At 65.5% G+C, this 1,232-nt stretch carries 2 protein-coding genes; both read right to left on the bottom strand.

The features are described 5' to 3' along the window. A partial coding sequence (locus ACFW22_RS35890; protein WP_384368050.1) for an adenosylhomocysteinase occupies positions 1-101 on the bottom strand: 101 nt, incomplete at its 3' end. Between the two features lie 5 nt (positions 102-106). Next, the gene (gene metF / locus ACFW22_RS35885) at positions 107-1,024 is read right to left on the bottom strand and encodes a methylenetetrahydrofolate reductase [NAD(P)H] (RefSeq protein WP_386413000.1); all 918 of its coding nucleotides are present in this window, start codon (positions 1,022-1,024) and stop codon (positions 107-109) included. Positions 1,025-1,232: the final 208 nt, after the last annotated feature.

The following is a 1,232-nucleotide window of genomic DNA, read 5'->3' as shown; positions in this document are numbered from 1 at the left end:
TCACGGCGGATCGACATCAGACCGGGCATCTCGTGCTCGGCCAGCGTGATCTCCTTGCGGCCGAACGCGGCCAGGGACAGATCGGCGACCTTGAAATCCATGGTGTTCACTCCGTAGTGGTGGTGGTGTGTGGGGTGGTGGGGCGGGGGAGCGGGGCGGGGGTGTGGGGGGTCAGGTTCTGGTGGATTTCCAGCGTCGCGGTGGATTGGTTGAGGGTGATGTAGTGCAGTCCGGGGGCGCCTTCGGCCAGGAGGCGTTCGGCCATGGTGGTGGCGTATTCGACCCCGATGCGGTGGCCGTCGGTTGGGTGGCCTTGGGCGGTTTGTAGCCGGTCGGCGAGTGGGGTGGGAAACCGGGCGTTGCTGAGTTCGGCGAAGCGTTGGATCTGGCGGAAGTCGGTGGCCGGCATGATTTCCGGGATGATTGGGGTCAGGCAGCCGACGGCTTCTAGTCGGTCGCGCAGGCGGAGGTAGTCCTCCACGTGGAAGAACATTTGTGTGATGGCGTAGTCGGCGCCGGCTTGGCATTTGGCTGCGAAGTGGCGTATGTCGTCGTGCCAGGTGGTTGAGCGGGGGTGGCGTTCGGGGAAGGCTGCTACGGCGACGCTGAAGTCGCCGAGTTGGCGGATGAAGGAGACCAGTTCGTGGGCGTAGGTGAAGCCTTCGGGGTTGAGGGGCCAGGGGCCTTGGGGGTTTCCTGGTGGGTCGCCGCGTAGGGCGAGCACGTCGCGGATGCCTGCGTCGGCGTATTGGCCGATGATCTGGCGTAGTTCGGCTATGGAGTGTCCGACGGCCGTGAGGTGGGCGACCGGTCGCAGGGTGGTTTCGGCTGCGATGCGTTTGGTGACTTCCACGGTGCGGTCGCGGGAGGAGCCGCCGGCGCCGTAGGTCACGGACACGAATGAGGGGGCGAGTGGTTCGATGCGCCGGATGGCGTTCCACAAGGTCCGCTCGCCCTTGTCGGTCTTGGGGGGGAAGAACTCGAAGGAGAAGCTTTTGTGTCCTTGGTCGAGTAGTTCGCGCACGCTGGGAACCGTTGACCTTTGCGGGCGCGGGTGTGGTGGGCTGGTGAGCAGGGTGGCGGGGGCTTGGGGTGGCGGCACGGTCGGGCTCCTTTCAGCGTGCGTTGAAGTAGGTGGCTTCGGGGTGGTGGAGGACGAAGGCGTCGGTGGATTGTTCGGGGTGGAGTTGGAATTCTTCGGAGAGGTGGACGCCGATGCGTTCGGGGTGGAG

This window comes from Streptomyces sp. NPDC058872, from assembly GCF_042743065.1.
Taxonomy (GTDB): Bacteria; Actinomycetota; Actinomycetes; order Streptomycetales; family Streptomycetaceae; genus Streptomyces.
This window is presented reverse-complemented; position numbering and strand designations above follow the sequence as displayed.